The organism is Actinacidiphila sp. bgisy145 (genome assembly GCF_057708125.1).
In genome coordinates, this window is sequence record NZ_JBYIRL010000061.1 from 13,665 (window position 1) to 39,244 (window position 25,580).

Consider the following 25,580-nt stretch of genomic DNA (forward strand, 5'->3'; position numbering starts at 1 on the left):
CCCGGGCCCGGGGGAAACGCCCTAGCGGAAGCCGGGGTCAGCCGTTGCGCTTCCAGCGGGGCTTGCGGTCGCCGTAGGAGGAGGACGGCGCGTTGTCGCGGCTGTAGGAGGGGCGGGAGTCGCGGCGGTCCCGGTCACCGTAGGAGGGACGGGAGTCGCGGCGGTCGCGGTCGTTGCGGTTGAACGGCCGGTCGTCGCGCCGCTCGTACGACGGACGGCGGTCGTCGCGGCTGTACGAGGGACGGGAGTCACGGCGGTCCCGGTCACCGTAGGAGGGACGCGAGTCGCGGCGCTCGTCACGGCTGTACGAGGGGCGCGTGTCGCGGCGGTCCCGGTCACCGTAGGACGGGCGGGAGTCGCGGCGGTCGCGGTCATTGCGGTTGAACGGCCGGTCGTCGCGCCGCTCGTACGACGGACGGCGGTCGTCGCGGCTGTACGAGGGACGGGACTCACGGCGGTCGTCACGGCGGTCACCGCGCTCGCCCCGGTACGACGACGGACGGCTGTCGCGCCGCTCGAAGTTCCCGCGGTCGTCGCGCCGCTGGTACGAGGAGCGCTCCTCGCGCTGCTCGGGCACGGCCGCAGCCGCGGCTGCGGCCGCCGCGGCCTCCGCCGCCAGTTCCGCGGCCTTCGCCGCCACCGCCTCCTCCGGGTCCTCGCCGCGCTCGCGGGCGGACCGCGCGGTCAACCGGTCGGCCTCCTCGCGCAGTTCGTTCGCCCGCCGCTGCACCCGCTCCAACTGCTTGGTCAGCTCGGCGACTTCGCGCTCGGCCTGGGCGGCCGCGTTCTGCACCGCGTCGGCCTGCACGTCGGTGAGGGAGCGGGCGCCGGTGATCCGGGCCACGTCCTCGTCGAACACGCCCGCACCGCCGATGACATGGCGCGAGGCGTCGACCCCGGCGTCCTCCATCAGCCGGAAGATCTGCTTGCGCTGGTGCGGCAGGGCCAGCGAGACGACCGTGCCGGACTGGCCGGCGCGCGCGGTGCGGCCCGAGCGGTGCAGGTAGTCCTTGTGGTCGCCGGCCGGGTCGACGTTGAGCACCAGGTCGATGCCGTCGACGTGGATGCCGCGGGCGGCGACGTCGGTGGCGACCAGCACGTTGACGTGCCCGCCCTTGAAGTCCTCCAGGGTGCGGGTGCGCGCGCCCTGCGTCATGCCGCCGTGCAGCGCGTCGGCGCGCACCCCGGCCTCGATCAGCTGCTCGGCGACGCGGTCGGCGCCCATCTGGGTGCGGACGAAGATGATGGTGCGGCCCTTGCGGGCGGCGATGGCGGCGGTGACCGGCGCCTTGTCCTTCGGCTTCACGACGAGCACGTGGTGGCTCATGGTGGTCACCGCGCCCTGGGCGGCGTCCACTTCGTGGGTGACCGGGTCGACCAGGTAGCGGCGCACAAGGGTGTCGATCTCGTTCTCCAGCGTGGCGGAGAACAGCAGCCGCTGGCCGCCGACCGGGACCAGGTCGAGGATCTCGGTGACCTCGGGCAGGAAGCCCATGTCGGCCATCTGGTCGGCCTCGTCCAGGACCGCGATCTGCACCTGGTCGAGCGAGGCGGCGCCGCGGTTGATCAGGTCGCGCAGCCGGCCCGGGGTGGCGACCAGCACGTCCACGCCGCGCTCCAGGGCGTAGATCTGGTTCTGCATGGAGGTGCCGCCGCAGACGACCTTCATCTTCAGGCCGAGGACGTCGCCGTACGGCTGGAGGGCGTCGGCGACCTGCATCGCCAGCTCGCGGGTCGGGGTGAGGATCACACCGCGGGGGCGCTTGCGCTCGGTGTGGCCGCCGGAGAGCAGGGTGAGCAGCGGCAGCCCGAAGGAGAGGGTCTTGCCGGAGCCGGTGCGGCCGCGCCCGAGGATGTCCCGGCCGGCCAGCGCGTCCGGGATGGTGGCGGCCTGGATCGGGAAGGGGGTCACGACCTGGTTGTTGGTGAGCTTGCGGACGATCGCCTCGGGCAGGCCCAGGTCGGCGAAGGTCACCGTCGGCTCGGACGGCTCGGACGCCTCGGACGCCTCGGTGGGCTCGCCGGATTCGCCGGCGGACGCGGCCGCGTCGGTCAGGTCATCGGGGCGGGGGTCGGTGGTGTCGGTGGTGTCCGCGCTGTCGGCCGAGGTCACGGCGTCGAGGACGTCGTTCTCAGGCATGGCGGAACGGTCGGCACTGTCATTGGACATGCTGAAGCAAACCCTCTCGGAGACTTACGGCACGCGCCAGCTCCGCAGGTTGCTTACAACCGCCTCAATGCGGTCAGCCACAGGAGATTAGGAACGCGCCACGGGGCGCGTATCAATCAGGCGCCAGGCAGGTGGGATCAAACGATCTACCAGCATACGCATCCGGCGCCGCTTTCGCGAATCACCTGCGCAGCGTACGTGCGGACCGGCGCTGGACGGTCCCGGAGCCGGCGTCCGCACCGCCCGTACCCGTGCCCCCGGCGCCCGCGGTGGAGCCGGTCCCGCCCGCCGCGCCGCCGCCTCCGCCGGTGCCGGTGGAGTCGCCGCCGCCGGCCGTCGGGTCGGTCGGGCCGGTGGGGGCCGCGGAGGTGCTGGGCGGGGCGGTCCCGGTCGGCCGGCCCGGGTCCGTGGCGGTCGGGGCCGCGGTCGGCGAGCCCTGGACGGTCGGGGCGGGCCGCCCCGCGCCCGGTGTGTCATCGCTCACATCCGTCGCACCGCCCGCCGGGGTCGCACTGCCGCTCGGCGCGGCCGAACCGTCGCGCCCGGCCTGCGACGCGCGCCCGGCGTACGCCCCGGGGCGGTGCGAGCCGTACGGTCCCGCCCCGCTCCTGGCGTCCGCGCCCGCCGCCGCACCGGACACCGCCGGGCTGGACGGCTTCCCGTCCGGCGACGCGCTGCCCGCGCTGACGCAGGCGGCCACACCCGCGGCGACGAGGGCCACGAGCGCGGCGGCGCGGACACCCGCGCGTACGGAGGGGGGCCGCACCGGCGGTACGTGCTCCACCTCCACGGCGGCGGGTACGGGTACGGGTACGGCGGCGGGCCCGTACCCGGCGGCCGGAACGCGGGCAGGGGTCGTGGGGGCGGCAGCGGCTGGCGGCACGGTCGGCACCTCGGGTGGGGGTTCGGAACGGGACGCGGGCCGTACGGCTGCCCCGGGCAGCCCTTCGCCCGGCCGCGCGCCTGGGGGTGTCGCCGTGCCCAACGCCGCCGCGGCCCGCCAGGACACGCCCCGCGCGCGCCCGCCGGTACGCGCCGTACGCCCGTACGCCCCGTACGTCCCGTCCGCCCCGTCCGCCGGGGGCGCTCAGCCGTAGCCCAGCGCGTGCAGCCGCTCGTCGTCGATACCGAAGTGGTGCGCGATCTCGTGGACGACCGTGGTCTCCGTCTCGGCCACGGCCTCCTCCCGGGTGGCGCACATCCGCAGGGTCGGGCCGCGGTAGACGATGATCCGGTCCGGCAGCACCCCCGCGTACCACTCGCCGCGCTCGGTCAGCGGGGTGCCCTCGTAGAGCCCCAGCAACTCCTCGTCGCCCGGCGCCGGTTCGTCCTCGACGAAGACCGCCACGTTGTCCATCAGGCGGGTCAGCTCGGCGGGGACCCGGTCCAGCGCCTCGCCGACCAGTTCCTCGAACTCCTCACGGCTCATCTCCAGCACGCCCCCATTCTCCCCGCCCCGCCCCCCGCGAACCCCTTCCGCCGCCCCGCGCGTACCCCCTGCGCCGCCCCGGCGCACCGCCGTACCCCGCCTGCGGCGGACCGCCGCGCCGCACCGCCAAACCGTTTTGCCGTTCCCCCGGCCGATCCCCTATGCTTCCCGGGTCCCCGAAGTGCGCCGCGAGGCCGCGTCGGCAGGCCCTCAGCCCTCATCGTCTAGTGGCCCAGGACGCCGCCCTTTCAAGGCGGTAGCACGGGTTCGAATCCCGTTGGGGGCACTCAAAGGATGTCCTCTGACCTGTGAAAGCAGAGCGACCCGGTCGCGCTGATCGAACAGCACTTCGGCGCCCATCCGTACTTCGCCCCCCGGGGCAGCCGCAGACTGCTCCTCCGGCCCCCACCGTGAGGAACTGTGGGGCGGCGATCCGCGCGCCCTCGCACGACGCCCCGACGGCACCACCCCGCTCCTCTGTGCGCTATGACGTACGCCATGAAAACGATGAGCGTCACCGAACTGCGCGCCAACATCGCCGACGCCCTCGACGCGGTGGAGGACGACGCCGAGGAACTGGTCATCACCCGCGCAGGCCGCGAGCCGATGGTCGTCGTCTCGCTCGCCGAGTACGAGGCTCTCAAGGAGACCGACTACCTGCTGCGGTCACCCGCGATGGCCGAGCGTCTGCGCAGGTCCATTGAGCAGGACCGGCGAACGACCGCAAGCTGCTGAAACGGATCAACCAACTGATCGCCGACATCGGTCGGAACGGCCATGAGGGGATCGGCAAGCCCGCACCACTGGGGAACGACCTTTCCGGCCACTGGTCGCGGCGCATCAACTCCGGGCACCGACTCGCGCCCCGCATCCGGAGTTCGCCGTCACCCGCGGCTCGAAGGTCTGCCCGCGACAGCGGGGGTGTTCCGCCGGGCGCGGGCGTCGCGGACGTGATCGCAACGTCCGGCCAATCGGCAAGAGGCGGGAGGGGGTTCGCGGAAGGTTGGACGCCGGGCGCTTCCTGGCGGGCGAGTTGACGGCGGACCGGCACGGCCCCGTCGGGGACGCGGGCCGGCGCCGAGCCGAGGACTTCGACCGCGACCAGCACCGGCCGGCCGGGGCAACCGCCGGCGCACCGCGATCCCGAGGGCGAACGCCAGCCGTACAGCGAAGCGCACCTGCCTGGTCCACGCCGCCGGCGCGGCGCCTCAGCCGCCGTCGACGGGGTCGGGCTGCCCGCGAAGCCCCCGGAACGTGCCCGCCGCGGTGAACGCGTCGGTGATCGGCGCGATGAGCGAGGCGAAGCGGCGGGCGCCCGCGGCGCCGATGGGCGCCCACAGGGCGGCGCAGTGCTCGTCCGTCTCCGTTTCGACGCGCTCGCGGGCCGCGCGGCCGGTGTCGGTGATCTCGGCGTCGGGGCCGAGCCAGCCGCGTGCGACGAGGCGGGCCGTCGCCGCGCTCCACTCCTTGTCGTCCCACTGGCGGGTCGCTCGCGCAAGAGCCGTCGGGAGGCGGCCGGTCGCGGTGTGCAGGACGAGGCAGTCGCACGGCCCGAGGCCGTTGTCGGCGAGGACGACGAGATGGGCGTCGCCGCGCCACTCGCGGGCCACCGTGATCTGCTGCCAGAGCGCGACGAGGGGGTCGGGGGGAAGCGCGACCGCGGCGTTCGCGGCGGCGAGCACCTTGCCCGCGTGGTCGGCGCCGGCGACGACCGGGTCGATCAGCGAGCGCGCCTCGGCGAGTTGGGCGTCCGTGAGGTCGACGCCGACGCGCCGCATCGCCCGGCCGGCGGCCCGGAAGCGGGCGGCCTGCCAGCGCGCGGGCGGTGCGGCCTGCCACACGCCCGTCATGGCCCGCACGGCCCGCGGGCTGAAGTTGTAGAAGGCCGCGGCCACGACCTGCCACGGGACCTCGCCCATCGCGGCCGAACGGAAGGCCAGGTAGGCCGGCCCGCGGTCGGTGACGCCGAACGCGGCCGCTTCCTCGGCGGTTTCGGGGACGAGGTAGGTGAACAGGTGGGCGTCGGTGACGGCGTTGCTGACGTGGCGTACGGCGTCGAGGTGCATGGCGGAGGTGTCTCCAGGTGGGGCCGGAACGCGGCCGGTCGGGGCCTGCCGGGGTCAGGCGGGACCGGTCGGGGTCAGGCGGGGCCAGAACGGGGCCGGTTCGGGGTCAGGCGGGTGTCTCGGCGGTGGCGGTCAGCACGGCGCGCCCGAGGGTGTGGCCGGCCATGGTGAAGCCGAGGACGGCCGGGGTGGCGTCGGCCGGGACGCCCACCGCGGGGATGTCGAGGGCGTGCACCACGACGAGGTAGCGGTGCGCGCCGTGTCCGGCCGGCGGGGCGGCGCCGATGTAGCGGGCCGCGCGGGCGTCGTTGGGCAACTGCCAGGCGCCTGCGGGCAGTCCTGAGCCGGTGTCGTCGCCCGCGCCCTCGGGGAGCTCGGTGGCGGTGGCGGGGATGTCGGCGACCGCCCAGTGCCAGAACCCGGACCCGGTGGGGGCGTCGGGGTCGTAGACGGTGACGGCGTAGCTCCGGGTGCCGTCGGGGGCGCCGCTCCAGGACAGCTGCGGGGAGCGGTCCTTGCCGCCGGGCAGGCCGGCGGAGTGCTGCTCGGGCGGCCAGGGGGCGCCGTCGGCGACGGTGGTGCTGGTGACGGTGAACGAGGCCGCCCGGGGGAGGCGGGCGAAGGGGTCGTGGGCAGACACAGCGGTCGTTCCTTTCCGGACGAGGGATGCGCCCTCGCCCATCAATGAATCGACGATAACACGAATAATCGACTATTCAGTCGATCGTCTAGGATGGGCCCATGACTCAGCCCGCGCGCTCCTCGACCCCGCTGCCGGGGAAGCAGATGCTTTCCGAGCAGGTCTACGCACACCTGCGGGACGCGATCATGCGCGGGGACCACGCCCCGGGCGCACCCCTCAAGCCGCAGGACCTCGCCAAGGAGCAGGGCGTGAGCCTGGCCGTGGTGCGCGAGGCGCTGGTGCGGGTGGTCGGCGAGGGGCTCGCCGACCGGCTGCCCAACCGCGGTTTCGCGGTCCCGTCCTTCTCCGACCGCCGCTGGCAGGAGATCGTGGAGGCGCGCCGGACCATCGAGCCGGCCGTGCTGCGCATGTCCGTCGAGCGCGGCGACGTGGACTGGGAGGCCCGGGTGCGGGCCGCCCACCACCGCCTGGCGCGCACTGCGCCGTACGCGCCGGAGGAGGGCGAGTACTACACCGCCGCCTGGGCCGAGGCGCACCGGGCCTTCCACCGCACACTGCTGGAAGGGTGCGGCAACCATGCGCTGCTGGAGACCTTCGACCGGTTGTGGACCGCGAGCGAGCTGGCCCGCCGCTGGTCGGCGCACCGCAACCCGGGCCGGGACGGCATCGAGGAGCACCGGAGGCTGGAAGAGGCGGTGCTGGCCCGCGACGCCGACACCGCGGCCGCGGTCCTGGTCCGCCACCTCACCCTGACCGCCGCCGCGCTGACCGAGGACCGGGGCCCGGCCGCGTAGGAGGCTCAGGCTCGGCCGCGCAAGAGGCCCGAGGCCGCGGAGGAGGCTCAGGTGTCGAGCAGGTCCGGTACGAAGACGTCCTCGCAGGTCAGCCGGCGCCGCGAGAGGCCCTGTTCGTGGTGGTAGCGCAGGAAGGTGTCCAGGGCGGTGCGGTTGGCGGTGATGCCGTAGGGCCACCAGTCCTCGCCGAGCAGGCGGCGGTTCGCCTCGAACAGCGAGCTGAACCACGGGGTGATGACGCCCATGTGCTGCTTGGCGGCGCCCTCGCGGTAGGCGCGGGCGGTGAGTTCCTTGGCCTGGGCGAAGGCGTCGTACACCGCTCGGGCCAAGCCCGGCCGGGCGGCGAGGTCGCGGCGGATCGCGAGGACGTGCATCGGCGGGAAGATCCCGGTGCGGCGGTAGTAGGCGCGCTCCACGATCTCGTGGTCGGGGAAGAGGCGCGCGACGTCCGGCGAGCCGTCGAGCAGCGCCTGCGGCACGTCGACGGAGATCAGGGCGTCGATCTCGCCGGTCGCGAGCATGGCGCCCAGGGTCCGGCCGTCCTCGGCGTGGCGCACGTCGACGCCGTCCGGGACCGGCTGCGGAATCCAGTCGAACGACGGTACGGGGTGGTTGGTGCCGCCGACGACCCAGCGGCACAGGTCGGGGGTCACGCCGTACTCGTCGGCGAGGATGCCCTTCATCCACACGCCCGGGTCGTGGCCGTAGAGCGCGAACTCGCCGACGGTGCGGCCGGCCAGGTCCTGCGGCTGCTCGATGCCGCTGCCGGGGTGCACGAAGACCGCGGAGTGGCGGAAGTTGCGGTTGGGCAGGACCGGCAGCGCCAGGAAGGGCGGGTCGTCGAGGTCGAGGGTGCGCAGGTAGTAGGTGAGGCCGAGTTCGGCCACGTCGTAGCGCCCCTCGAGGGCGCGGCGGAAGACGTCCGACACCAGGGGTGCGGTCTCGAAGGTCGTGTCCACCCCGTCGATCGTGACGCGGCCGTCGAGCAGGGCGGCGGTGTGCTCGTACGGGTAGAGGCCGATGTTCAGCTTCGCGGCCATCAGGGGGCCTCCCCTCTCGGGAGCTGGTCAGGGGGTCATGAGGAAGTCGATACGGGGGGTCTGTGGATGCCGGACCCTTCCGTGAATGAACGTTCGCTTTAATGGTGGTCCCGGCACAGCCCGGGCGTCAAGGTGAATGACCATTTACGTTGAGAGCTGAGAGTGAGAGGGGTCGCCATGCCGCGCCTCACCGCCGAGCACCGCGCGGCCAAGCGCGCCGAGATCGTCGCGGCGGCCCGCCGCTGCTTCTCCCGCGAGGGCTTCCACCAGACCTCGATGCCGGACATCGCCGCGGCGGCGGGCGTCTCGGCGGGCGCGCCCTACCGGTACTTCGCGAGCAAGGAGGAGATCATCCTCGCCATCGCGGGCGACGCGTTCCGGCTGATCTTCGAACCGGTCGAGCGGCTGGCCGAGGGCGCCGACGCCCCCACCCTCGGCGAACTGGTCGCCGCCGCGCTGGAGACGGTCAGCGCCGACACGGTCCAGGACGCCGCCGGGCAGCCGGTCGACGTCGGCGAACTGCTGCGCTGCGCCGTGCAGACCTGGTCGGAGGCGCTGCGCAGCGACGACGTGCGCGGCCCGGCCGCCGACGGCTTCGAACGGGTCCGGGCCGGCATCGCGCGGGCGCTGGACCGCGGCCGCGCCGCGGGCACGGTGCCCGCCACCCTCGACCCGGACCGCGGCGCCCGTGTGGTGATGGGACTGCTGCACGGCTTCCTGCTCCAGCGCGTGGCCTTCGGCCTCACGGACACGGCCGGGTTGGCCGCCGACCTGCACGCCGGCCTGATCATCTGACCGCCGCGTGGCCGGACACCGCCCGGCCACGCCTCAGGGGTACGCCTAGGCCGTACGCTCACTGGTACGCCTCAGTGGTACGCCTCGTCGTAGAAGTAGAGGAACGCCCCCAGCCCGTGGAAGTCGTTGGTGGCCTGGGTCCGCCCGACGTAGTACGCGTAGTCGCCGACGTTCGTGCCGACGGAGATGTTGGTCAGGTACGTCAGGCCGTCGTCGTGCAGGGAGATCCGCGCCAGTTCGCCGCGCTTCCCGGCGTCGACGACCGGCTGGTAGGCGGCGGCGGAGACGTAGCCGCGCTTGATCGCGGTGTCGATGGTCTGCGTGAACATCGCCGAGCAGGACGTCTCGGTCCAGTTGCCCGCGCTGCCGCCCTTGTCCACCACCTGGAACCACCGGCCGCTGGCCGGGTCCTGGTAGGCGGCCATGCCGCGCACCAGGTTCTGGACGATGGTGACCAGTTGGGCCCGGCGCGGCTGGTCGGCGGGGATCAGGTCGAGCACCTCGGTGGCGGCGATGCCGTACCAGCCGACGGCCCGGCACCAGTACTCCGGTGCGAGCCCGGTGGCCGGGTCCGCCCAGGACGCCGCCTTGGACGCGTCGTAGGCGTGCTTCATCAGGCCGTTCGCCTGCTGGAGGTGGCTCGCGTAGACCACGAGCTGCTTGGTCGCGATGTCGAACGACTGGGTGCTGTCGCCGATGTACGCGCCGTACTGCGCCATGAACGGGTCGGCCATGAAGGTGCCGTCGGCCCAGAGCTGGTCGGCGCGGTCGGCGCTGGTGGCGTGCCAGAACCCGCCGTCGCTGGTGGTCGGATAGCCGCCCGCGGGCAGCAGCCGGTCGTGGATCTGCTTGGCGGCCAGGCCGTACCGGGTCTCGCCGGTCTCCCGGTACAGGGCGATCATGACCTGGCCCGGCATCATGCTGTCCAGGCTGGTGAAGCTGTTGGAGATGTGCCCGGAGGAGTCGACGAAGCGGTCCGCCCACGCCTTGACGTACGCGATCAGGGCGGCCCGGCGGGCGGGATCGGTGGTGTGCTGGGCGAGTTGGTACTGCCCCATCATGTAGAGGGCGACCGGGTAGCTCCAGCCGCCGACCGTCGCCGGGGTGTAGCGGTGCATCGTCGAGTCGGCCACGGCGTCCGCCCACTGGGTGCCCGCGGTGTCGGCGACGGTGAGCGAGTCGAGGTCGGGCAGGCCGCCGACGGTGGTGCCCGTGACCCGGACCAGGTTGGTGCCCGCCCGCAGGGTCACCGGGATGCGGGAGACGGCCCAGGTGTTCCAGTCCGTGGTCGGGTCGAACGCCGGGGCGGACACCACCGTGCTGTTGACGCTGACGTCCGCCTGGCGGCCCGACGCCGTCCCGTTGGCGTACCGCAGCGCCAGGGTGGCGTCGCCCGCGGCGGGCGCGTCGACGCTGAACTCGACGTAGGCGCCGGCCTCGTTGGCGGTGTTGACGAACCCCGTCCCGGTGTAGCCGAGGTGGTCGGTGTCCACGGTGCCGTGGTAGATCGTCGCGTCCTCCGCCTCGTAGACGGCACCCGACGCCGCGTGCGCGGGGACGGCCGCCACCGCGCAACTCGCCGCGAGTAACCCGACGACCGCCGCCACTGCTCTGATGCGCATGGGATCTCCTCTCTTCGGTGGACCAGGTGAACCGGGTGGACCAGATGAACCGGACGGGCCGGGCGGACCGAGCCGACCGGGCGGACCCAGCCGACCCGGCGGCTACACGCTGAAGCGGGCGACGAAACTCTTCCCCGCCGCACCCCCGACATCGACCGCGAGCCGCAGGTTCGGCGTGGTCGCGAGGACCGTGACCCCGGGGTCCGCGGAGAGCACCCCCGACACGGCGCCGTCCACGGTGACGGTCACGGCGCCGGTGAGCTGCTGCGTCGGGTCGCAGACCGCGACGCCGAGCGTGCCGTCCTTCCGCTGCGTGATGACCGACGCGGTCCGGTCGACCTGGATGCCCCCGGCCTTGGGCGCGCCCGCCTGCCAGACGTTGGCCATCGCGATGCCGGCGCCGGCCCGCCGCATCGCCTGCACCTGCGGGGTGTTGGCGATGGTGACGTCGTTCGACGCGGCGAACGCCTCGGTCTGCGCCGAGGTCGCCGCGGGCAGCTGGATGTAGCGGTAGCTGCCCCCGGACGGGCTGACGCCGTGGTCGACCCACAGGGCGACGAAGCGGCGGGTGTAGGCGGTCGTGTCGTCGTAGACCCCTCGGTGGTCCATGTCGGTCCACTTGCCGGTGCGGTCCTCGCGCACCATCGTGACGTGGCCGCCGGCGGGGAAGACGTACCCGCCGAGGTTGTCGACGTAGATCCACCGCGGCTGGACGACGGTCGGGGTGCTGCTCGGGGTGGCGAGCACCACCGAGCCGTCGACGTGGACGTTCGCCCGGCCGTTCGGGCCGGTGTTGCGGTTCTCGATGACCGACTCGACGGTGTGGCCGTCGGTGCTGCTGATCCCGGCGCCCAGGCACACCACGATGTCGTCGACGCAGAACCACGACTTGCGGCCGGTGAGCGTCTGCACCGCGAACGACAGCCCCATGCCCGCGGCCACGTTGCCGTCGAGCAGCGCGCCGCCCGCCCAGGTGTTGGTCGAGCCGCGGTTGGCGCCGAGCGCGAGCGTCTTGGTGTCGAGGGTGACACCGGGCACCCGGTACTTGTCCGCGGTCGGCCAGTAGGCGTTCGTCCAGTGGCCGGGCTGGGTGGCCAGGTAGAGGTAGGCGGCGCCCTCGCCGGTGTACCAGCCCTCGAGGTTCTCCGCGTTGGCGCTCTCGTACGGCTTGATCCGGGTGGTGTCCATGGCGATCGCGAAGGCGAACGCGGGCCTGCGGTGGACGATCCGCGCCATCGAGGTCGCCACGACGGAGGTGGTGGACTCGGCCCCGACCGGGATCGCCTGGTCGGCGGCGACGGCCCGGCCCAGCGCGATCGACGAGGTGCGCACCTGCTCCAGCGGCACCGGGTCGTAGCTGAAGAAGTCCTGGTAGGTGTCCGCGGTGATCCACCCCTTGACCTGCGAGCGCAGCGTCAGCGCCTGGCTCGCGGGGAAGACCCGGGCGAGCTGGAGCAGGGTGGCGCTCGTCAGCCGGCCGATGCGGTGGTCGGTCTCGTAGAAGCGGGACAGCGCCCGGCCGCGCACCATGTCCATGAACGCCCCGCGGTAGATCCAGGGCACGTAGTTGGCCTGCGTCCAGGTGAAGACGCGCTGCACCTGGTCCGCCGTCGCCGCCCACCCGGTGCCCTGGAGCGCGACCAGCAGGTAGGTCAGGTATTGGAGCAGCGAGACTCCGTAGGAGCCGTTGTACGCGTACACCTTGTGCTGGACGAAACCGCCGTCGGGGTAGAAGCCGTCGCCGCTGGTGCTGTACGGGAAGAGGCCCGCGATCGCCGCCATGGCCTCGTCGATGACGGCCGCGTCCTGGCTCAGCGCGCCGCGCACGGTGGAGATCGCGCAGGTCCAGTTGAGGTTGGCGCCGGTGGCGGCGGCGCCGCCGACCCGGCTCGGGTCCGGCAGGTAGCGGGCGATCGCGGCCATCGCGGTGCTGATCTGGCTGGCGGAGAGCTGGTCGTACAGCGCGACGCAGGTGTCGTTGAGCGCCAGCGGGATGCCGATCTGGAAATCCCACCAGTTGTCGTACTGCGCGCCGACGCCGTACTTGTGGGCGAGGAACCAGTCCAGGGCCGAGCGGATGTCGGCCAGCAGCCGCGTGTCGCCGGACAGCGACGAGCCGGGGGAGGCGTAGGCGAGGGCGAGTTGGCGCAGCCGGCCGATCACGTCGCGCTGCACCGCCGAGACCGAGGAGCTGTCCAGGTCCGCCCACAGGTAGGTGCGGGAGGCGGAGGTGTCCAGGCCGGCCCACAGGCCGTTCGCGGTGTCGGCCGCGTCCTGCACATAGGCGGCGATCACCGGGTCGGTGGCGCTGTAGCTGCCGATCAGGGTGTCCCGCCACTGGCTGCGGACCTGCGCGAAGTCGGCGGTGGTGGCCGCGGCGGCACGGGACGGTGCGCCGAGCGCCGAGCCGAGGAACCACGCGGGGGCCAGCGCGGCGCCGGCCAGCAGGGCGGAGCGGCGGGTGACGCCGCGGGAGTGGTGCGCAGCGGACATGGCAGGACCCTCACGGTAGGGGGAGACGGCAGCCGGAAGCGGACCGGAGCAGCGGGCCGGTGCCGGGGGCGTGAGGGATGGTGGCGCCGGGCGCCGGTGGAAGTCAAGGGATAATACGTATTAGCATAGGGTCCGGCGGAGAGTCCGGCGGTCAGCGGCCGGATCGCGCCGGGTGCCGGCCGGGCCGGCGGAGCGGAAGGGGGGCGTTACGATGCGGGACGTGACACAGCGCCGCAGACGGGTGACCCAGGCCGAGGTGGCCCGCCTCGCGGGCGTCTCCCAGGCGATGGTCTCCCTGGTGCTCAACGACTCCGACGGGGTACGCGTCGCGCCCGAGACCCGCAAGCGCGTCGAGGAGGCGCTGCGCCGGACCGGGTACACCGTGGACATCATGGGGCGGCGGCTGCGCGGCAAGTCCAACCGGATCATCGGGGTGTTCACCTACGAGGCGGTCTTCCCCTCCGGCAGCGCCGACTTCTACGGGCCCTTCCTCGGCGGCATCGAGGAGGAGTCCGAGGCGCAGGGCTTCGACCTGCTGCTCTTCACCAGCCCGGGCCGCCGCCAGGGCCGCCGCAAGGTGTACGAGGAGGGGTCCAACCGGCTGGGCATCGCGGACGGCTGCATCCTGCTCGGCCGCCACACCGACCGGGACGAGCTGGACCGCCTCGTGGACGAGCGGTTCCCGTTCGTCTTCATCGGCCGCCGCGAGTCGTCCGCCGGGCCGGTCAGCTACGTCGGCGGGGACTACGCCGCGGCGACCGCGGAGCTGTACGAGCGGCTGTGGTCCCTCGGGCACCGCCGGATCGCGCTCGTCGGCTACCGCGAGGAGAGCGAGTCGACCGCGGACCGCCGCACCGGCTACCTGCGCGCCTGCCGGAAGCACCGCAAGGCGCCGCTCGCGCTCAGCGACGACGACCCGTCCGCGGTGTACGAACGGCTGCGCGCCGACGGGGTCACCGCCGCGCTGGTGGAGGCCGCGGAGATGGCCGCGGCGCTGCGCGCGCTGGCCAACAGCTCCGGGCTGCGCGTGCCGGAGGACCTCTCGATCGGCGTGCTCGGCGACGCCGACCCCACCCAGACCTCCGGGTGGCCGCTGCGCGCTGTCCCGCACGTCGACTGGACCACCTTCCGCATCCCGCGCCGGGCCATGGGCGCCCGCGCCGTGCGCATCCTGGTCGACATGCTCCTCGGCGACACCGCGCCGGGCCGCGAGACCCAGGTCCTCCTCCCCTGCGACCTGGTCGACGGCACCACGGTCACCACGGCCCCGCACCGCTGAGCCCCAGGGAGCTCCGCGGGCGGGGCTCCCTGGGCGCCGGGTGCCGTCGTTTTCCCGCTTGCGTTCATCTCGTTGACTTCCGCGGGTTCCTTCCCTAGCGTGCGCTAATACGAATTAGCGAGGAGGACCCGCAGGTGAAGGAAGTACGCACGGACGTGCTCGTGGTGGGCGGCGGACTCGGCGGGGTGGCCGCCGCGCTGGCCGCCACCGAGCACGGCGCACGGGTGGTGCTCACCGAGGGAAAACGCTGGCTGGGCGGGCAGTTGACCGCGCAGGCCACCCCGCCGGACGAGCACCCGTGGGTGGAGATGCTCGGCGTCACCGCGTCCTACCGGTCGATGCGGGAGGGCATACGCGCGTACTACCGGCGCCACTACCCGCTGACCGCGCAGGCGCTGCGGACCCGCCAACTCAACCCGGGGGCCGGGCTGGTGAGCCGGCTGTGCCACGAACCGCGGGTGGCGGTGGCGGTGCTGGAGGCGATGCTCGCCCCGGCCCGCAGTTCGGGGCGGCTGACGGTGCTGCGCCCCTACCGCGCGGAGTCGGCCGCGGTCGACGGCGACGCGGTGACCGCGGTGACACTGGTGCCGGACGGCGAGGGCGCCGACGGCCCGGTCACGGTGCAGGCGCGGTACGTGATCGACGCGACCGAGACCGGCGAACTGCTGCCGCTGACCGGCGCGGAGTACGTCACCGGCGCCGAGTCCCGGGCGGAGACCGGCGAGCCGAGCGCGAAGGACACCGCGGAGCCGCTGACGATGCAGGCCGCGTCCTGGTGCTTCGCCGTCGACCACGTGGACGGCGACCACACCATCGACCGCCCGGCGACGTACGACCACTGGCGCTCGGTCCGCCCGGACATCTGGCCGGGACCCCTGCTCGCGTTCTCCTGGCCCAACCCGCGCACCCTCGAACCGTCCGCCGGCTGGCTCGACCCCAACCCGGACGACGACCCGCTGGCCGTCGAGGCGGACCAGAGCAAGGACGCCGGGACGGACGACCTGTGGCGGTTCCGCCGGATCGCGGCCCGCGGGCTCTTCGCACCCGGCGCCTACGCCAGCGACATCACCCTGGTGAACTGGCCGATGATCGACTACATGGACGGGCCGCTCTTCGAGGTCCCGGCCGAGGAGGCGGCCAGGCACCGCGCCGGCGCCCGCGAACTGGCGCTGTCGGCCCTGTACTGGATGCAGACCGAGGCACCCCGCCCGGACGGCGGCACCGGCTTCCCCTCCCTGCGGCTGCGCGGCGACCTGCTCGGCACCGACGACGGCCTGGCCCAGGACGTCTACACCCGCGAGTCCCGCCGTATCCGGGCGGTCACCACGATCCGCGAGGACGACGTGTCGCTGGCGATCCGCGGCGAGCACGGCGCGACCCGCTACGCCGACTCGGTCGGCATCGGCATGTACCGGATCGACCTGCACCCCTCGACCGGCGGCGACACGTACCTCGACGTGGCGTCGGCGCCGTTCCAGATCCCGCTCGGCGCGCTGCTGCCGCGGCGGCTGACCAACCTGCTGCCGGCGGCGAAGAACATCGGCACCACGCACATCACCAACGGCGCCTACCGCCTGCACCCGGTGGAGTGGAACATCGGCGAGGCCGCGGGCGCGCTCGCCGCGCACTGCGTCGCCACCGGCCGCACCCCGCACGGCGTGCACGCCACGCCCGGCCACCTCGACGACTACCGGTCCCTGCTGGCCGGCCGCGGTGTGCCGCTGGCCTGGCCCGAGATCCGCGGCTACTAGAACCGAACCTCTGGAGCAACGATGAGAACCAGACGCCTCCGGCTCACCTCCCTCGCCCTGTCCGCCGCCTGCCTGCTGACCGCGGGCCTCACGGGCTGCTCGAACGGGTCCGGCTCGGGCGACTCGAACGTGTCGCTGCGGATGACCGTGTGGACCAACGACAAGACCCAGACCGCCCTGTTCGACAGCATCGCGGCGGCGTACCGCAAGACCCACCCGGACATCAGGTCCATCACCTTCGACTACATCCCGATCGACAACTACACCACCGCCCTGACCACGCAGGTCGCCGGCAGCAACCCGCCGGACCTGGCCTGGGTCCTGGAGCGCGACGCCCCCGACTTCGTGTCGTCCGGCGCGCTCACCGACCTCACCCCGACGCTGAAGAAGACCGCCGGGTACCAGTACGGTGACCTGGCACCCGCGGCCACCAAGCTCTGGCAGCAGGACGGGGAGTTGTACGCCTACCCCTTCTCCACCTCGCCGTTCGGGATGTTCTACAACAAGGACCTGCTCAAGAAGGCAGGCGTGACCCGCACCCCGGACCAGTTGGCGGCCGCCCACCAGTGGACGTGGCAGAACGCGGAGAAGATCGCGGCGCAGGTGGCCGCGCACACCGGCAAGCAGGGCCTGGTGATGCGCGACTGGGACTACAAGACCTGGATCGAGCTGGCCGGCATCTGGCGCGGCTGGGGCGCCGACGCGTGGTCGGCGGACGGGAAGACCTGCGGGTTCGACTCGCCGCAGATGCGGCAGGCGATGACCTTCCTGCACGACGCGATCTTCACCGACAAGGCGCTGCCCGGCCCCGGAGAGACCGCCGACTTCTTCGCGGGCGAGTCCGGCCTCACCGTCACCCAGATCAGCCGGGCCACGCTGCTGGCGGACCACCCGTTCGACTGGGGCATCGTGCCGCTGCCGTCCGGCCCGGCCGGCGCCTCCCAGGTGATCGGGCAGGCGGGCGTCGGCGTGCTGGCCAAGGGCGCGCACAAGCAGCAGGCGGCCGACTTCCTCGCGTACTTCTCCGACCCGGCCAACTCCGCCAAGCTCGCCGGCTCCTTCCCGCCGGCCCGCACCAGCCAGCTCACCACCGCCACCCTGGCCAAGGCCAACCCGCTGTTCTCCACGCAGCAGTTGCAGGACGTGGTCATCGACGGCATCAAGAACGGCGCGGTGCTGCCCGCCCACAAGAACAGCGCCAAGATCGCCAACCTCGTCCAGAACGCGCTCGATCCGCTGTGGAAGTCCGGAGCGGACGTCGACTCCGTGCTGGCGGGCGTGTGCAAGGCGATCAAGCCGGCCCTGTCGGAGTGACGGCCATGAGCGACACACCGATGACACGCACCGGGCCCGGGGCGCCCGAACAGCGCGCCGGCCGCGGCCGGCTGCGCACGCTGCGCCGCGAGGACGCCCTCACCGGCTGGCTGTTCGTGCTGCCGCAGGCCCTCGGCTTCCTCGCCTTCGTCCTCTACCCCCTGATCGCGGTCGTCTACTACAGCTTCCACCACTCCAACGTGCTCTCCGGCGTGACGACCTACGCCGGCACGAAGAACTACACGCAGCTGATCCACGACCCGGCGACACCGTCGGTGGCGCGGGCCACGGTGCTGTTCTGCGCCGGGCTGGTGGTGCTCAACATCTGCCTGGCCCTGCTGCTGGCGGTACTGCTCAACCAGCGGCTGCGGGGCACCACGGTGTTCCGCACGCTCTTCTTCTCCCCCGTCGTGGTCTCGCTGGTGGCCTGGACGATCACCTGGAACTTCCTGCTCCAGCACAACGGCGGCGTCAACTCGCTGCTGCGGGTGGCCGGCGTCGACGGGCCCAACTGGCTACGCGGCGACACCACGTCGCTGGTGTCGGTCGTGGTGGTGCAGGTCTTCAAGAACGTCGGCCTGAACATGGTGCTGTTCCTCGCCGCCCTCCAGGGCGTCCCGCGGTCGCTGCTGGAGGCCGCGGAGATCGACGGGGCGGGGGCCTGGCGCCGCTTCCGCTCGGTGGTCCTGCCGATGATCAGCCCGACCACACTGCTGGCCACGATCGTGACCGTCAGCGGCTCCCTCCAGGTGTTCGCGCAGATCCAGATCCTGACCGGCGGCGGCCCGGACAACCGGACCAACGTCCTGGTGTACTTCTTCTACCAGCAGGCCTTCGACAACCACGACTTCGGCTACGGCAGCGCCATCGCCGTCGTCCTGTTCGGGGTCATCCTGGTGCTCACCCTGATCCAGTGGCGCCTGCGCAGGAGGTGGGTGTTCCATGAGTCTTGAGACCGCGACCCGCCGGCCGCCGACAAGCCCGACTGCGGCCAGTACGCCGCCCCCGCCGCGCCGCCGCGGCAGCCGCTGGCGGAAACCGCTCCAGTACGGGCTGATGGTGCTGCTGGCGATCCCCTTCGTCTTCCCCACCTGGTGGATGATCACCTCCTCCCTGCTGCCGGAGAACGAGGTGCTCAGCTACCCGCCGAAGCTGCTGCCGCTGCACCCGCGGTGGTCCAACTACAAGGCCGCCTTCGCGCACTACCCGCTCGCCCACCAGTACCTCAACAGCCTCTACATCGCGCTGCTGGTCACCGCGGGCACCATGGTGGTCGCGTCGCTGTCGGGGTACGCCTTCGCCCGCATCCCCTTCCCCGGCAGCAAGGTGCTCTTCCCGCTGATCCTGACCGGGCTGCTGATCCCGACCGAGGTCACGATCATCCCGCTGTTCAAGATGGTCGACCGGCTCGGGCTGACCAACACCCACTGGCCGCTGATCGTCATCCCCGTCCTCGGGGCGCCGAGCGTGCTCGGCACGTTCGTGATGCGGCAGTTCTTCCTCGCCGTCCCCGACGAACTCGAGGACGCCGGGCGGATGGACGGCCTGAACCGGTTCGGGCTCTACTTCCGGGTGGCGCTGCCGCTGGCCCGCCCGGCACTGGCGTCGGTGGCGATCTTCACCTTCCTCAACAGCTGGAACATGTACCTGGAGCCGCTCGTCTACGAGACGGACAAGCGCAACTACACGCTTCCGGTGGCGCTCACCCAGTACACCGACGCCTACGGCTCCCACCTGTGGAACGTGCAGCTCGCCGCGTCCGTCACGACCGTCGTACCGGTGCTCGCGGTGTTCGTCGCCGCCCAGCGGCACTTCGTCGAGGGCCTCGCACAGACCGGGCTGAAGGGCTGACCGGCGCCGCCGCCCCGCGCACACCGGCCGCCCGGGCAACTCGGCAGCCCGGCAAGGCCGTTGCGTGCGCGGGGCCGAGGCAGCGGGCCGGCGGGGCCGAGGCGGTGGGCCGGCGGGCCTGCCGCACCCCTTGACGCTGCCGATCCACGGTGGAATCGTGCAGCTTCGACAACGTTGTCAGGGCCGTGGCCCACTACCGCGAAGCGTGATCCGAAGACCCCCCGAGGCTTGTCGCGTCGAGTTGAGAGGTTGGGACGATGGTCGGTTTTCGCCTGTTCTCCGTGCACCGTCGAAGGAGGCCGGACGCACCCGGGCCGCGGCGCGTCCGGCGCGGGCCGCGCGCGGCGCGGCTGCTCGCGTCGGGCGCGGTCGCCCTGGCGGTCGGCGCGGCGCTCGCCGCGGCGCCCACGGCCACCGCGACCGCGGGCGGCGGCACGCACCCGTCGCCCGGCGCGGCCGCCGCGCCCGCGGCGGCATCGGACACCAGCGCGGCGGGGAACGCCAGTTACACCGCGGACAATCTCCCCGACTGGGCCATCGGCCCGTTCACGCGCAGCGCGGACAACCCGCTGCTGACGCCGAGCGGCAGCGGCTACGAGGCCGCCGACCTGTACAACCCGGGCGTGCTCTACCGCGGCGGGCAGTACAAGATGCTCTACCGCGCGCAGGGCACCGACGGCGGCCCGTCGCAGATCGGCTACGCCGCCGGCACCGACGGCACCCACTTCACCGAGGACACCGCCGACAACCCGGTGATCGACTTCAAGCTGGCCGGGCAGCAGTCCAAGTGCGGTCTGGAGGACCCGCGGCTGTTCGAACTCCACGGCACCTACTACTCGTTCTTCACCTCGGTCCATCCGAAGGCGGACGGCAGCTGCTACGGCTCGTACGACATCTCCGAGTCGACCTCGACCGACGGCGTCCACTGGAGCGCCCCGTGGACGGTGGAGCCGAACGCCGGGAACAACAAGGACGCGGCGGTGGTCACCGGCGCCGACGGCACCCCGCGGAAGGTCAACGGCGAGTACGTCATGTACTTCGGCCAAGGCGACACCGGTACGGACATCGCGTACTCCTCGGACCTGCGCACCTGGCACGCGAAGGGCAGCAGCACCCCGCGTACGGCCGACCCGCTCGACGTGCACTACCCCAAGGGCTGGCAGCCGTACGAGGTGTCGGTGGCGGTCACCGACTACCGGACCGTGGCGGGCCGGCCCGCCAACCAGGACATCGTGGTCTTCACCGCCGGGACGCTGATGGCGAACGGCCGCTGGTTCTACGCGATCAGCGAGGAGGAGTTCTCCGGCCAGGACCCGACACTGATGCTCCACCAGCTCAGCGACGCGGTGCTCACCCCGACCCCGGACGTGCCCTACGAGTGGAACGGGCAGACGCCGAAGACCGTGTGGACCAACAGCATCTTCTTCCACGACGGCCAGTGGATGATGTACTACGGCGGCGGCGACCAGACCACCGCGCTCGCCACCGCCGGCCTGCGCCGCCCGCAGCCGGCGCCCTCGGACGGGACCCTCTTCCAGACCGGCTTCGAGCACGGCCAGCCCGCACCGGACTGGGTCGACGGCGTCGACACCTCACCGGGCGGCGGCGGCATCTCCGGGGTCACCGCCTACGGCAGCGCCAGCGGCCCGGAGGCCAGCGCCCGTCAGGTCCTCGACCACGACGGCACCAACGCGCTGATGTACTCCGGCAAGGCCGAAGGCGCGGCCGACGACCACGCCGCCATGCGGCTGTTCGACCTCGCCGCCCGGCCGGTGCGCACCAGCCGGGACACCACGCTGACGTACTGGATCTACCCACAGGCGCAAGGGAGTTCGGCGCCGGGTGTCAGCGGTGACAACAGCAGCTGTGTGGCGCTCGACCTGGTCTTCTCCGACGGCAGCGCGCTGCACGGCCTGCCCGGCTCCCCGCTCACGGCCGCCGGACAGTGCGGCACGCTGGAGCCCGACCAGTGGAACCAGGTCAGCGTGGACCTCGGGAAGGCGGCCGCGGGCCGGCAGGTGGTCCGGATCGACCTGGACTACGACCGCCCGGGCAGCAGCGGCGGCTACCGCGGCTACGTCGACGACATCGCGCTCACCGACCACGCCGCCCGGCCCGCGACGGTCAGCACGGTCTCGCCCGCGCAGGCGGCCCCGGGGCAGCAGGTCACCGTCACCGGCAAGGGCTTCGGCTCCTCCGCGCACGGCCGGCAGCTGCTGCTGTCCGACAACGGCGTGCACTGGGGCGGCGCGGGCGACCTCGGCACCCTGCGGATCGACCACTGGTCGGACACCTCCATCACCTTCACGGTGCCCGAGCCGAGCGGCCCGGCCGTCTCGACGTCCTCGGGGCCGGGGAACATCTGGCGGGTCGAGCCGGGCAGCACGGCGAGCGTCGCCGTGGTGACCGGGCCCGGCGGGACCTCCGGCACCGGGCAGTTCACCGTCGGGGCCACCGACGACCTGTCGGACTACGTCAACGACGTGGGCATCTCGCCGGACACGAACCGCGGTTGCGGCCAGTTCGACAACGGCACCGACACCTACTCGGCGGACGCGCTCGCCGCGGCCACCCCGCATCCGCTCACTCCCGGCGCCGACGTCAGCGTCGGCGGGCTGTCCTTCACCTGGCCGCAGGCGCAGCCGTGCGGCAACGACAACGTGCGGGCGCTCGGCCAGACCGTCCTGATGCCGCACCGGTCGGGCGCCACCCGCATCGGCTTCCTCGGCGCGGCCACCAACGGCGCCCACTCCGGCACCGTGACGATCCACTACACCGACGGCAGCAGCGGCACCGCGACGCTCGCGCAGTCGGACTGGGGCACCGCGCCCGGCACCGGCAACACCGAGGTCGCCGCGATGACCTACCGCAACCAGGCGGTCGGCCGGCAGGACCACGCCTTCTACGTCGACGAGCAGAGCGTGCCGGTGGACCCGGCCAAGGTGGTCGCGTCGATCACGCTGCCCTCCGACAAGGACCTGCACATCTTCGCGACGGCGCAGGACGGCACGCCGACCGCCGGATAGCCCGCCCGGGGGGAGCGCCACCACGGCGCTCCCCCGCTCCCCTTCCGTCTCCACCTCAACGGCCCACCATCCGAACCGACTTGCGTCAACCCGCACCACGAGAGGCGTCGAACGTGCCCCAGCTCCCCCAACTCCCCGTCGACCGGCGCCGGTTCGTCCAGCTGCTCGGCGCCTCGGCCGCGCTGGCCGCGCTGCCGACCGCGCTCGCCGGCGCCACCGCCTCCGCGACCGGCCGCAAGGCGGCCGCCGACCCGGTCGCCGACACCTACTACCGGGTCCTGCTCGACCACACCCGCTGGTCGGAGACCCAGTGGGACGCGGCCAAGGGCTACTACACCGCCACCGACTTCGGCTTCGCGGTCGTCCTGGGCAACGCGGTCCTGCTCACCCACGGCAGCTACGACGCCGACCGGGCCGGGATCGACGCGGCCACGCTGAAGGACCGCACGGTCGCCTCGATCCGGCACTTCGCCGTCTCCAACCGGAACAACGGCGGCACCGAGTGGGGCCGGACGCTCTTCTTCGACACCACCTTCCAGCTCTACTTCGCGCTCGCCGCCCGGCTGCTGTGGGACGACCTCGACGCCGCCACCCAGGGGCACGTCGACGCGCTGATCCGCGAACAGGCCGCCTACACCACCTCGTTGGGCACCGGCGACGACCCGCTGTCCTCGCCCTGGACGCCGAACGGCCTCAAGGGCGGCTGGTCCGGGGACACCAAGGTCGACGAGATGGGCGTCTACGCGCAGTCGCTGGTGCCCGCGCTGGTCTGGGCGCAGGACGACCCGCGCTACCCGGACTGGCTGGCGGCCTACCGGTCCTGGGCGCGCAACGAGACCGGCCTGCCCGCGGCGGACCTGGCCAACCCGGCCACCGTGGACGGCGCCGCGGTCAGCACCAACACCGGGCACAACCTGTGGGACACCTTCCTCGTGGAGAACCACGGCTCCTTCGAGCCGCACTACCAGGAGGAGGTGTGGCGCACCTCCGCGCGGACCGCGATCCACTACCTGACCGCGGGCGCCGACCTGCCGCAGGTGGTCACCGACCAGCCCAACACCGGCCCGCTGTGGCGCAGCATCCTGAACGTGATGAGCGACTCCGGCGAGCCGTTCATGCCGATGATCAACGACCGGGAGCACCTGTACGGGCGGGACGTGATCCCGCTGGCGTTCCAGGCCCAGGTGATCGGGGACCGGGCCGCCGCCCGAGCCGAACAGGCCATGGCGGAGCGGCTGGAGGCGTACCAGGGCTACCCGCCGCAGTACCGGCTGGCGAAGTTCTCCGGTGAGCCGAAGTACGAGCCGGAGGCCCGCGCCGAGGTCGCGATCAGCTACCTGCTGCACCTGTGGGCGGCGGCGTCGGGGCGCAGCGTCCGGCCGCTGTCGGAGGCGGAGTTCTTCCAGCAGGCGTCCGGCGTCATGGACTTCGGCGCGGGCCCGGGCCTGCTCTCGCACCAGACGTCCGGTGCCTGGGCGGGGGCGGTCAGCAAGGCCGGGTTCGTGAAGTTCGCCTGGCAGCCGGCGCACGACGACTGGCTGTTCAAGCTCAGCGCGGCCACCCCGGTGTTCCTGCCGGCCACCTCCGGCACGGTCGCCGGCCGGCAGGCGCGGGCGTACCACGCGGTGCGGGACGGCTTCGACGGCAGCGCGACCGTGCTGGACCTGGGCGCCGCCGGGTACGCCGGCCTGACCACCCTGCCGTCGGGCGCGGTGGTGTACGCCACCACCGGCACCGGCGACGGCGAGGGCCACCTGGAGGTCTACAACCTGACCATGCCGGGCATGCCGGGCCTCACCGGGTCGCGCACGTACCGCTGCGCCGAGGGCAGCCGCACGGTCGCGGCGGCCGACGGCGGCGGCACCACGACCGGCGGCCGGGTGGACCAGCTGGTGTTCACCCGGACCCAGGCGCGGTACCTGCGGATGCAGGGCGTCCAGGGCGACCCGACCTACGGCTACTCGGTCTACGAGTTCGAGGCGCGGGACGGCGCCGACGGCAGCGACCTCGCGCAGGGCGGCACCGCGACCGCGTCCTCCGCCGACACCGCGATGGGCGCCCCGCTCGCGGTGGACGGCAGCACGACCACGCGGTGGGCCGTGGCGAAGGGCGACCGCAAGCGGGGCGACAGCTGGCTCGCGGTGGACCTCGGCGCGAGCCGGTCGCTGGACCGGGTCACGATCCGCTGGGAGGCGGCGGCCGGGCGCAAGTACGTCGTCCAGGGCTCGGCCGACGGGCAGGCCTGGACCGACCTGGCCGCCTGGCCCACCCCGGACCTGACCAGCACCGGCGGCTGGCTCGACGTCGACGGCCGGGCCGGGCTGGTGGTGCGCGGCGGCGACCTGCCGCTGTCGGTCTACGGCGACACCGTGGTGCTCGCCGACGGGCCGTCGGCCCCGCTGCTGGTGGAGGGCATACCCGGTGCGTCGGCGCGCACCCTGGCCGGGCTGGCCGCGGGGCCGGTGCCGCGGCCGGACGCGGACGGGGTGCGGGCGGCGCTGACGGAGGACCACCTCAGCGTGTTCAACCTGACGGGCGAAGCGGTGTCCACCACGGTCGCGGTGCCGGCCGCCGGCAGCGGCCGGGTGCTGTTCGAGGGCCGGCAGACCGTCACCGCGGACGGCACCGCGCTGGAGGTCTCGCTCGGCGCGGCGTCGGCGGCGCTGCTGGCGCCGCGCCTGACGCTTCAGCCGCTGGCGGGCCGCAAGCTGCCCGCCGGGCTGATCGCGGAGGTGGTGGACGGCGCCACCGTGCGGCTGTCCGGGGCGTCCTGCCAGGTGCGGGTGACCGGCCAGGGCGCGAACGCGGTGGCGACGGTGCGGGGTACCGTCACCGTACGGCTACCCGGGGCGACGGCCTTCCCGGTGGACGACCTGGCGCTGGGCCGGACCGTCTTCCCGACGAACCCGCTGCCCGCGGGGATGTCCGACCCGCGCGCGGCCGTGGACGGCGACCCGCACACCGCGTGGACCCCCGGCCCGCACGGCCGGATGGTGGTGGACCTGGGCGCCTCGGCGGCGTTCACCGAGGTCCGCGCCGAGTGGACCGGGGGGCGGGTCCCGGCCGGCCGGGTCGAGGTCAGCGACGACGGCGTGGCCTACCGGAGCGCGGGCACCCTGTCCGGGTCCGGGCAGCACCGGGCGCTGGCCCTCGCGGCGACCGCCCGCTACGTCGCCCTGGCCACCGACGCGCCCGCGGCCGGCGCGGCGCGCCTGGTGTCCTTCTCGGTGCGCTGACCGGGCCCCCGGACCGGGGAGTTGCCCTGCGCGCCGGGGGGGGGGGGGGGGGGGGGGGGGGGGGGGGGGGG

Annotated in this window: 19 protein-coding genes and 1 tRNA gene; 12 read left to right on the top strand and 8 right to left on the bottom strand. The window is 73.3% G+C overall.

The features are described from left to right. Positions 1 to 37: 37 nt before the first annotated feature. From AC3ERT_RS34330 to AC3ERT_RS34340, 3 genes are all read right to left on the bottom strand, one after another. Complete coding sequence (locus tag AC3ERT_RS34330; protein ID WP_435178883.1) at positions 38 to 2,140, bottom strand: DEAD/DEAH box helicase; 2,103 nt, start codon at positions 2,138 to 2,140, stop codon at positions 38 to 40. Between the two features lie 211 nt (positions 2,141 to 2,351). Next, positions 2,352 to 3,053, bottom strand: coding sequence for a hypothetical protein (locus AC3ERT_RS34335; protein WP_435178885.1), 702 nt, complete (start codon positions 3,051 to 3,053; stop codon positions 2,352 to 2,354). A 204-nt stretch (positions 3,054 to 3,257) separates the two neighbouring features. Further along, positions 3,258 to 3,608, bottom strand: a complete 351-nt coding sequence (locus AC3ERT_RS34340; protein ID WP_335970367.1) for a metallopeptidase family protein — start codon at positions 3,606 to 3,608, stop codon at positions 3,258 to 3,260. A gap of 204 nt (positions 3,609 to 3,812) precedes the next feature. Here AC3ERT_RS34340 and AC3ERT_RS34345 point away from each other — a divergent pair. From AC3ERT_RS34345 to AC3ERT_RS34355, 3 genes are all read left to right on the top strand, one after another. Continuing rightward, a tRNA-Glu gene (locus AC3ERT_RS34345) sits at positions 3,813 to 3,885 on the top strand. A gap of 212 nt (positions 3,886 to 4,097) precedes the next feature. Then, the gene (locus tag AC3ERT_RS34350; protein ID WP_435128815.1) at positions 4,098 to 4,334 is read left to right on the top strand and encodes a type II toxin-antitoxin system Phd/YefM family antitoxin; all 237 of its coding nucleotides are present in this window, start codon (positions 4,098 to 4,100) and stop codon (positions 4,332 to 4,334) included. Between the two features lie 26 nt (positions 4,335 to 4,360). Further along, the gene (locus AC3ERT_RS34355; RefSeq protein ID WP_435178907.1) at positions 4,361 to 4,636 is read left to right on the top strand and encodes a type II toxin-antitoxin system YoeB family toxin; all 276 of its coding nucleotides are present in this window, start codon (positions 4,361 to 4,363) and stop codon (positions 4,634 to 4,636) included. Positions 4,637 to 4,807: 171 nt separating this feature from the next. Here the strand turns inward: AC3ERT_RS34355 and AC3ERT_RS34360 are convergent, their stop codons facing one another. Both AC3ERT_RS34360 and AC3ERT_RS34365 read right to left on the bottom strand, forming a co-directional pair. Continuing rightward, a complete protein-coding gene (locus tag AC3ERT_RS34360) occupies positions 4,808 to 5,665 on the bottom strand; it encodes an SCO6745 family protein (protein WP_435178887.1) in 858 nt (285 codons plus the stop codon). 106 nt (positions 5,666 to 5,771) lie between these two features. Beyond that, positions 5,772 to 6,305, bottom strand: coding sequence for a YbhB/YbcL family Raf kinase inhibitor-like protein (locus tag AC3ERT_RS34365; protein ID WP_435178889.1), 534 nt, complete (start codon positions 6,303 to 6,305; stop codon positions 5,772 to 5,774). Positions 6,306 to 6,406: 101 nt separating this feature from the next. Here AC3ERT_RS34365 and AC3ERT_RS34370 point away from each other — a divergent pair, with 101 nt between their 5' ends. Next, positions 6,407 to 7,102: a GntR family transcriptional regulator gene (locus AC3ERT_RS34370; RefSeq protein WP_435178891.1), complete on the top strand. Its 696-nt coding sequence runs from the start codon at positions 6,407 to 6,409 to the stop codon at positions 7,100 to 7,102. 47 nt (positions 7,103 to 7,149) lie between these two features. Here AC3ERT_RS34370 and AC3ERT_RS34375 read toward each other — a convergent pair whose 3' ends face one another. Continuing rightward, positions 7,150 to 8,142: a 4,5-dihydroxyphthalate decarboxylase gene (locus AC3ERT_RS34375; RefSeq protein WP_435178893.1), complete on the bottom strand. Its 993-nt coding sequence runs from the start codon at positions 8,140 to 8,142 to the stop codon at positions 7,150 to 7,152. A gap of 177 nt (positions 8,143 to 8,319) precedes the next feature. On the opposite strand from AC3ERT_RS34375, the gene AC3ERT_RS34380 reads away from it, so the two are divergent. Next, a complete protein-coding gene (locus tag AC3ERT_RS34380; protein ID WP_335970356.1) occupies positions 8,320 to 8,937 on the top strand; it encodes a TetR/AcrR family transcriptional regulator in 618 nt (205 codons plus the stop codon). Between the two features lie 71 nt (positions 8,938 to 9,008). On the opposite strand, the gene AC3ERT_RS34385 is transcribed toward AC3ERT_RS34380, so the two are convergent. Both AC3ERT_RS34385 and AC3ERT_RS34390 read right to left on the bottom strand, forming a co-directional pair. Then, positions 9,009 to 10,559 carry a glycoside hydrolase family 88 protein gene (locus AC3ERT_RS34385; protein WP_435178895.1) on the bottom strand — a complete coding sequence of 517 codons (1,551 nt, stop codon included), beginning with the start codon at positions 10,557 to 10,559 and terminating at the stop codon, positions 9,009 to 9,011. A 102-nt stretch (positions 10,560 to 10,661) separates the two neighbouring features. Beyond that, complete coding sequence (locus AC3ERT_RS34390; RefSeq protein WP_435178897.1) at positions 10,662 to 13,052, bottom strand: polysaccharide lyase 8 family protein; 2,391 nt, start codon at positions 13,050 to 13,052, stop codon at positions 10,662 to 10,664. A gap of 220 nt (positions 13,053 to 13,272) precedes the next feature. On the opposite strand from AC3ERT_RS34390, the gene AC3ERT_RS34395 reads away from it, so the two are divergent. The 7 genes from AC3ERT_RS34395 (at position 13,273) to AC3ERT_RS34425 (ending at position 25,509) form a co-directional block, all read left to right on the top strand. Next, positions 13,273 to 14,331 carry a LacI family DNA-binding transcriptional regulator gene (locus AC3ERT_RS34395; protein WP_435178899.1) on the top strand — a complete coding sequence of 353 codons (1,059 nt, stop codon included), beginning with the start codon at positions 13,273 to 13,275 and terminating at the stop codon, positions 14,329 to 14,331. Between the two features lie 134 nt (positions 14,332 to 14,465). Further along, complete coding sequence (locus AC3ERT_RS34400) at positions 14,466 to 16,082, top strand: FAD-dependent oxidoreductase (protein ID WP_435128845.1); 1,617 nt, start codon at positions 14,466 to 14,468, stop codon at positions 16,080 to 16,082. A 21-nt stretch (positions 16,083 to 16,103) separates the two neighbouring features. Then, on the top strand, positions 16,104 to 17,396 hold the full coding sequence (locus tag AC3ERT_RS34405; protein WP_435128848.1) for an ABC transporter substrate-binding protein: 1,293 nt from the start codon (positions 16,104 to 16,106) through the stop codon (positions 17,394 to 17,396). A 5-nt stretch (positions 17,397 to 17,401) separates the two neighbouring features. Next, positions 17,402 to 18,349, top strand: a complete 948-nt coding sequence (locus AC3ERT_RS34410) for a carbohydrate ABC transporter permease (RefSeq protein ID WP_435178901.1) — start codon at positions 17,402 to 17,404, stop codon at positions 18,347 to 18,349. 103 nt (positions 18,350 to 18,452) lie between these two features. Then, positions 18,453 to 19,247: a carbohydrate ABC transporter permease gene (locus AC3ERT_RS34415; RefSeq protein WP_435178909.1), complete on the top strand. Its 795-nt coding sequence runs from the start codon at positions 18,453 to 18,455 to the stop codon at positions 19,245 to 19,247. Between the two features lie 257 nt (positions 19,248 to 19,504). After that, positions 19,505 to 22,273 (top strand): glycoside hydrolase family 130 protein, encoded by a 2,769-nt coding sequence (locus AC3ERT_RS34420; protein ID WP_435178903.1) that lies wholly within the window; start codon positions 19,505 to 19,507, stop codon positions 22,271 to 22,273. Between the two features lie 113 nt (positions 22,274 to 22,386). Beyond that, complete coding sequence (locus tag AC3ERT_RS34425) at positions 22,387 to 25,509, top strand: discoidin domain-containing protein (RefSeq protein ID WP_435178905.1); 3,123 nt, start codon at positions 22,387 to 22,389, stop codon at positions 25,507 to 25,509. Positions 25,510 to 25,580 lie beyond the last annotated feature (71 nt).

Coding starts and splice junctions, on each gene's coding strand:
- AC3ERT_RS34350 (WP_435128815.1), top strand. CDS start 4,098: ATGAAAACGATGAGCGTCACCGAACTGCGCGCCAACATCGCCGACGCC.
- AC3ERT_RS34360 (WP_435178887.1), bottom strand. CDS start 5,665: ATGCACCTCGACGCCGTACGCCACGTCAGCAACGCCGTCACCGACGCC.
- AC3ERT_RS34375 (WP_435178893.1), bottom strand. CDS start 8,142: ATGGCCGCGAAGCTGAACATCGGCCTCTACCCGTACGAGCACACCGCC.
- AC3ERT_RS34385 (WP_435178895.1), bottom strand. CDS start 10,559: ATGCGCATCAGAGCAGTGGCGGCGGTCGTCGGGTTACTCGCGGCGAGT.
- AC3ERT_RS34330 (WP_435178883.1), bottom strand. CDS start 2,140: ATGCCTGAGAACGACGTCCTCGACGCCGTGACCTCGGCCGACAGCGCG.
- AC3ERT_RS34390 (WP_435178897.1), bottom strand. CDS start 13,052: ATGTCCGCTGCGCACCACTCCCGCGGCGTCACCCGCCGCTCCGCCCTG.
- AC3ERT_RS34420 (WP_435178903.1), top strand. CDS start 19,505: ATGGTCGGTTTTCGCCTGTTCTCCGTGCACCGTCGAAGGAGGCCGGAC.
- AC3ERT_RS34410 (WP_435178901.1), top strand. CDS start 17,402: ATGAGCGACACACCGATGACACGCACCGGGCCCGGGGCGCCCGAACAG.
- AC3ERT_RS34405 (WP_435128848.1), top strand. CDS start 16,104: ATGAGAACCAGACGCCTCCGGCTCACCTCCCTCGCCCTGTCCGCCGCC.
- AC3ERT_RS34370 (WP_435178891.1), top strand. CDS start 6,407: ATGACTCAGCCCGCGCGCTCCTCGACCCCGCTGCCGGGGAAGCAGATG.
- AC3ERT_RS34380 (WP_335970356.1), top strand. CDS start 8,320: ATGCCGCGCCTCACCGCCGAGCACCGCGCGGCCAAGCGCGCCGAGATC.
- AC3ERT_RS34415 (WP_435178909.1), top strand. CDS start 18,453: ATGGTGCTGCTGGCGATCCCCTTCGTCTTCCCCACCTGGTGGATGATC.